Annotated in this window: 6 protein-coding genes and 1 pseudogene; 3 read left to right on the top strand and 4 right to left on the bottom strand. The window is 30.4% G+C overall.

The window, feature by feature from the left end; all coding sequences use genetic code 11:
* Window positions 1–710 (bottom strand): annotated as a pseudogene (locus tag P8H68_RS03235) (hypothetical protein); the annotation flags it as partial.
* 123 nt (window positions 711–833) lie between these two features.
* On the opposite strand from P8H68_RS03235, the gene P8H68_RS03230 reads away from it, so the two are divergent.
* A complete protein-coding gene (locus P8H68_RS03230; protein WP_300321530.1) occupies window positions 834–1,979 on the top strand; it encodes a glycosyltransferase in 1,146 nt (381 codons plus the stop codon).
* Between the two features lie 18 nt (window positions 1,980–1,997).
* Window positions 1,998–3,257: an oligosaccharide flippase family protein gene (locus tag P8H68_RS03225; protein WP_300321527.1), complete on the top strand. Its 1,260-nt coding sequence runs from the start codon at window positions 1,998–2,000 to the stop codon at window positions 3,255–3,257.
* A 13-nt stretch (window positions 3,258–3,270) separates the two neighbouring features.
* Here P8H68_RS03225 and P8H68_RS03220 read toward each other — a convergent pair whose 3' ends face one another.
* From P8H68_RS03220 to radC, 3 genes are all read right to left on the bottom strand, one after another.
* Entirely contained in the window at window positions 3,271–4,170 is a 900-nt protein-coding gene (locus tag P8H68_RS03220) for a hypothetical protein (protein WP_300321525.1), read from the bottom strand.
* Complete coding sequence (locus P8H68_RS03215) at window positions 4,163–5,338, bottom strand: polysaccharide deacetylase family protein (RefSeq protein WP_300321522.1); 1,176 nt, start codon at window positions 5,336–5,338, stop codon at window positions 4,163–4,165. The genes P8H68_RS03220 and P8H68_RS03215 overlap by 8 nt, the downstream gene beginning before the upstream one ends.
* Before the next feature lie 170 nt (window positions 5,339–5,508).
* Window positions 5,509–6,204, bottom strand: coding sequence for a DNA repair protein RadC (gene radC / locus P8H68_RS03210; protein ID WP_300321520.1), 696 nt, complete (start codon window positions 6,202–6,204; stop codon window positions 5,509–5,511).
* A gap of 128 nt (window positions 6,205–6,332) precedes the next feature.
* On the opposite strand from radC, the gene P8H68_RS03205 reads away from it, so the two are divergent.
* Window positions 6,333–6,691: NAD-binding protein (locus tag P8H68_RS03205; RefSeq protein ID WP_300321517.1), on the top strand; the 359-nt coding region annotated here is incomplete at its 3' end.

Genomic DNA, 6,691 nt, shown 5'->3' with positions numbered 1-6,691 from the left:
ATAAAATTACCATAGGAATCTTTCCATTGTGTTTTGAATACATTCGGCAATGAGGTTTCAAACAACTTACAAATCACATCACCTTGAGTGTAGTTTATCGATTCACTTGATTTTACTTTTCCGATATAACTCCCTCCTGTTTTTTTCAGCTCTATCAATAGATTTGAATCGTTTTTATAAATCAAAACATCTTTCAAAACCGCTGTTTCTACATTTTTAGAAGTATCAACAGCAGGCATAGCTGCCACCGCAACAGGAACTTCTGCTGCAGGCTGCGGAATGTATGCATAATCTAAAGCTGCAAAACTTTTAAAGGTATTTCTTATACTTTCTTGATATCCTTTTTTAAACTCTTTTTCGCTACTAGAACCCAACTCACTTGAAAAAACAACATTGTTATAACAATCCATCAAATCAAAATTCACTTTGGTTCTAAACATGGATGATTTTTTATTCATTTTTAATTTCAACCCTGCGCATTCCATCATCACATATTCTCTTGGAATTTTTTCCGTATCCCAAAAAACCTTCATTCCTTCTTTTTCAAATAGAAATCTTGTCAATGAATTGAGTTGATATTGATCCCTAGAATCTTGAAATGAAAATTGATCTGGAACTACAACATAGGCATAGTTGTTTATTGTTTTTTGGGCAAAGAACTTGAAATTCCCAATTAAAAGAATTGCTATAATTAAAGTAAATTTTTTCATGTTTTAAATATCACTCTTTTTCTTTAGAAAAAAAATTGAACTCAAATTATTTCTATCTAAAAAAAAGTTAAGATTTTGAAGAACAAATGAACAAACACTATATTTGTTATTTAAAGAAGAATTTTGAGCAAAAAAATAAATGTACTCTTTTTATGCGGTTGGTATCCCTCAAGAATATTACCAAATAACGGGGACTTTATTCAGCGACATGCTGAAGCGGTAGCTTTAAAAAACAATGTAACAGTTCTTCACATTATTTCAGATCCATTACTTAAAAAAAACACTGAAATAATTACATATCGAAAGAATAATGTTGAAACTCATATTGCTTACATTAAAAAAAGATCAAATCCTTTTTTCAAGGTATTTCTCTATTGTTTAGCTTTCTTAAAAATTCTGAAACTTATTCCAAAAATTGAAATTGTTCATCTAAATTCAACTTACCCCTTCGGAATATTTGCTTTATTTCTTAAGTTTAAAAACAAAACACCCTATATAATTACAGAACATTGGACTAACTATCAAAGTCCCAAAAACAAAAACATTAGTTATATTCATAAAAGAATCAGTGTTTTAATCACTAAGAATGCTAGTATTATATGTCCCGTCTCTAAGAATTTAAGTGATCACATGATTACATTTGGATTAAAAGGTAATTATCAAGATGTTCCGAATGTAGTTGACACACTTGTTTTTTCAAAACCTAAAACTTCTAACAGTATTTTTAAAATACTACATGTTTCTAGCTTAAAGGATGATCATAAGAACATTTCGGGGATTCTAAATGTTATACTTAATCTACAAAATAGAATACAAAATTTTGAAGTTACTATTGTTGGTTCAGCTCCACAAGATTATATTGTTAAATCTAAAAAGCTGGGAATAAAAAACCAGTATATTAATTTTATAGACCATCTTTCCCAAGAAGAACTTTCGGTCCATTACTCAAATGCTGATTTGTTTATTCTTTTTAGTAATTACGAAAACCTTCCTTGTGTAATACTCGAATCTTTTTCTTCTGGAACTCCTGTAATCTCTACCGATGTAGGAGGAATCTCAGAATATTTCCCCGAAGAGTTTGGTTCTCTGATAAGGAAAAATAATGAAACTCAACTGTTCAATGAAATATTAAAATATTACAACGATGAGATAAAGGTGGCTTCTTTTGAAGATATGAATAATTATGTTGAGCAAAACTTTAGTCCAAGAGCTATTTCTAACATATTTGAAGAAAAATACAAACATGTGTTGAATCATTTTCAAAACTAAAGTGATAATTGTAAAACAATGAATAACATAAAGATATTTATTTCAAATTTTTTGAATCGTTCTGGATTTCAAGTTATTCTTGCAACAATTTTATCCAGAGTGTTTTCATTTGTTGCATCTTGGCTTGCTCTTCAGCTCATTCCAAATAAAGAACTTGGTCTTGTAATATTTTCATATAACATCATTCTATTTATCATTCCCTTGACTGGATTAGGACTTTATCAAAGCCTTATCAGATATGCTCCGTTATTGCAAAAAACAGAAGATAAAATTCAATTATTTAAATATGTCCTAAAAAAAGGAGTTCTTGTTACGATACTCATTATATTTTGTCTGTTATTCGTTTGCTTTTTTTTCCCTTTTGAAAATAACGAAGTAAAATCATATATCATTTATTTATCGTTAGCCCTTCTTCCTGAATATCTATTTCAACTACTTAAAGTACAATACAGGATTCTTCATCAAAACAAAAAATCTGTTAAGCTAGATGTACTTTATAACATTTTCCTAGTTTTACTTGTTGGAACTCTAAGTTACTCGTTCCAAGAAAAAGGATATGTCTTAGCACTTCTATTAAGCCCAATTCTAGTAACAACTCTCTGTCGTAAAGATTTATCATGGAACATAAAAAATAAACCAAATATTGTTAATTGGGAGTTTTGGAAATATGGATTGTTCGCAGGTTTTACAAGTGTTGTTTCCCAGTTATTGGTATCGATAGATATATTGGTTATAGGTATCCTTTTATCAAACCCTGCCTATGTTACTGATTATAAATACATATCAATTATACCGATAAGTTTATTATTTCTTTCCAAGGCTTTTATGACAACTGATTATGTCACTATTACAGAACGAATTTATGACAAAAAGTACATTGTTAATTATGTCAAAAATTATATTTCCTTATTTAGCACTATCAGTGCTGTAATACTTTTCATATCCTATTTTTGGGGTCCTAATATCTTATCTTTATTCGATATTACCTTTTCAAAATACGATAGTAGTTTTTTTATTCTAACTTTGGGTGTCTCCTCTATTCTAATTCTTAGAGGTCTTTTTGGGAATCTTCTATCTTCTATTGGAAAAGTAAATATAAACCTAATCATTGTTCTTATAGCTGTTGGTTTAAATATTTCAGGAAACTATTATCTCGTCCCAAAGCTAGGTGTCAAAGGGGCTATTATAACCTCTGCTACAATCATGTTCTTCACTAGTATCGCGAGTTCTTTAACCTTTTTATACTATTATAATATATTTTTAAAAAATGATAAGTAACTTTATAGGTATACTATTTTTTTAAAAACGAAGGAAATTTATTGAATTTTATCAAATCATAAAACTCATCCTTGGCTCCATAACTTTTATAATAACTTGATATAGTATCCATAGACGACCCTCCAAAATCAAACAAATTATAACTAGTCTGATATCGATAAATTGCGCGATCATTAAAGAAGGTATTGCCACCATTTGATCTGTTGTCAAAATCTGAAGCACAAACTAATTCTGTTGCTCTCTCTTTATAATTTATAAAAAATGCAGCACTGACTAACCTTGAATTAGTATCATATATAGACAACATCTCTCCAACCCCTTTATTCACACAAGTCTGTAATAACTTTAATAATGTATCATAATCTTTTTGCTTTATTTGAGGGGTTCTATCACCAATATTATCGCTAAATAAATTCACTAATTTTGAAGGGTTATCTCCCCAAACTTCCTGTAATTTATTTTCTTTTGCTTTTTTACAATCTCTCTTCCTATTTCTACTATATTTCGAATAAATCTCCTCATAGGAATTCTCTAATGAAATAACTTGCATGGTCGACTCAACCCTATTCTCATTAAATTTATTAAACCGATTCCCCGTATTCATTCTCAATTCAGAGAATAAAAAATGAGATTTCACCTCTTTCAAAAAAAGATCCAAACCTACACCTTCTACCCTTTGAAACACTCCAACTTGGAGTAACCAAAAAGGTTGATAAATGTATTTTATTAAATATTTCCTTCTCCAAGGCAAAGGCATTACTGCTTCATAATCATTAAGCACCAAAACATCCCAATTATCTGCAACAATATCCAAATACCAAGAAAAAGCATATACTCTTGAATTCAATGCATTCTCAATACAATTGTCGTATTTTTTTGTATCAAGATTTTTACGTTTGATATATTTAATCATGCTTCACCATATCTAAAACATCACCATAGACACCCTTCCAACCTTTCCAAATCCCATAATCACTGAGTATTTCATTATGAAACAAAGTCACAAAGGTTCCGTTTACCGCTTTTACCTCCTGCAACAACTCTTTTACCTTTAACAAAGCTTGTTTGGGTGACAAGCTCAATACCTCATTCAATGCATAATCATTCACAGCAAATGGAAAAACCTTTAACGGTGTCTGAATTTCAAAATCAAGATCATAAAAATAAAAAGGAGTACAAGTGCTAGCCCTAAAGCCTAAATAATCAGAATACCCCATGGTATAATCTTCTTCTACCTCCAAATCAATTAATTTCTGATACGTTTCTGGTAAATGATTTCTCAATAAATGTTGTTTTGATTTTGAAACGGGAGTATTGATAATGGATTCCATTTTTTTCAATTCCTTTTTCATCAAGTCTTCTTTTTTCATCGTAAAATAAGACAAGTTCAAACCAACTTTTACATAATCGGACATCGACTTGATCAACAATCGATATTTATCTTTTGTGATGGACACATTGTTATCATAGGTACTTACATTGGATATTAAAAAGAAAAGTACCGTTGGAAACTGATATGCTTTTTTTAAGCGAACAATCTCATCATAGGTATCATAAGGATCCTTCTTTACTTTTAATAATACCAGAGCTCTTTCTATAAAAGCACTTAATTTAAATGTAAAAAAATCAATCATAAATCCTCCTATAGAACGAACAAGTCCTTTGGCTCTGTAGATATAAGCTTGGTTGATATCAAAAGTACTGATATAAGAGAATTCTCTTTTTTCAAATTCGTGGTCTGGAAATTTTTCTTTTAAAGCCTCTAAAAATTTAAATGCCCAAATATCCACCAAAGGTCTTTTTAAAAACCCATTTTTAAACGCTATGCTTTCCTCTACAGAAAAACGTTCATGCTCGTCTTGTACATGAGGTAAATACTCTTCATACCGGCTCATCAAATAAAAACTTGCCGCAAATATATCATACGGAATAGAAGATTTTTTCCCTGCGGTGAAAAAACAAGGAACATTTTCATCCCATTTGGCAATTGAAAACTCAATATCATTTATTCCCTGTTCAAACAACAAATCATAAGATCTAATAAAAAACTCATTCCCTAAGGGCATTTTTGAATAATTCAATTTCGCTCCATTAAAAGCTACAAACTCTTCAATTTTAGTTGTAAAACTAACCTTAGAGTTTAAGATTCTAATAAATATATGCTTAAAGATATATGTAAGCCTTGGGGTTATTTTATGAGTATATACCAATACCATTTACGGAGAAATTATTTTATTTATCGCAAATACACCTAGACAACCAAGGCTTCATCTGCAAAGCTAAAATAAGCTTTTTCTGTAATTATTAAATGATCTAGAAGTTTAATATCTAAGCTACGTCCGGCATTTTTAATCTTTTCCGTTATATCCTTGTCTGCTTTGCTTGGCTCTAAATTCCCTGAAGGGTGATTATGACACAAAATAATCCCTGTTGCTAATTGCTCTAATGCTTGTTTAAACAACAATCTAACATCCACAACCGTCCCAGTTAAACCGCCTTTACTAAGCAATACTTTTTGCTGTACTTTATTGGAGTTATTTAAAAACAACACCCAAAATTCTTCATGTCTTAGGCTACCTAACATTGGCTCCATGATATCGAAAACATCTTTACTACTTGATATTTTATCTTGTTTTATGGTATCTGCCATCCGCAATCTCTTTCCTAATTCTAGTCCTGTAAGTATGGAAACCGCCTTCGCTTCACCAATTCCGCGAAACTCTTCCAACTCAGACAAAGACATTTGAAATAATTTACCCAGATTATTATTGCAATGAGCTAATATTCTTTTCGATAATTCTACAGCAGATTCTTTCCTATTCCCTGACCCAATTAAAATAGCGATCAATTCCGCATCAGACAAGGCTCGTTTTCCTTTCAATATCAATTTTTCCCGTGGTCTATCAGCAGCATCCCAGTTTTTAATTGTAAAAGATTCATTTTTCATATTCCCTTTTTCTATTAAATATAAGATAACTTCTTCACATATTTTTTAAAAGAAACGTTTTCGCTATTTGTGAAATTCATAGGAAAAATGAATAAATACTTCATTATCTTTGTATAAATTTATTTTCAATGAAAATTATTATAGCAGGTGCAGGAGACGTAGGTTTCCACTTGGCGAAACTTCTATCAAACGAAGCTCAAGACACCTTTGTGATTGATTCAAATCCTAAAAAACTTAAATACATTGATGATCATTTAGATGTAATTTCCGTAAAAGGAGATGCTACCTCTATCAAATCATTGAAGGAAGTTGGGGTAGAAAATGCTGATTTGATTTTAGCTGTTACAGAATCTCAAAACACGAACTTAACCATTGCAGCATTGAGCAAAAAGTTAGGTGTAAAAAAAACAATAGCAAGAATTTCGAACACTGAATTTCTTACTACAAATGAAATAAATTTTGCGGAAGTAGGTATTGATTATATGAT

It is taken from the genome of Flavicella sp., from assembly GCF_029238425.1.
Classification (GTDB): domain Bacteria; phylum Bacteroidota; class Bacteroidia; order Flavobacteriales; family Flavobacteriaceae; genus Flavicella.
Note: the sequence above shows the minus strand (reverse complement) of the source record. Positions and strands in the feature narration are given on the sequence as shown.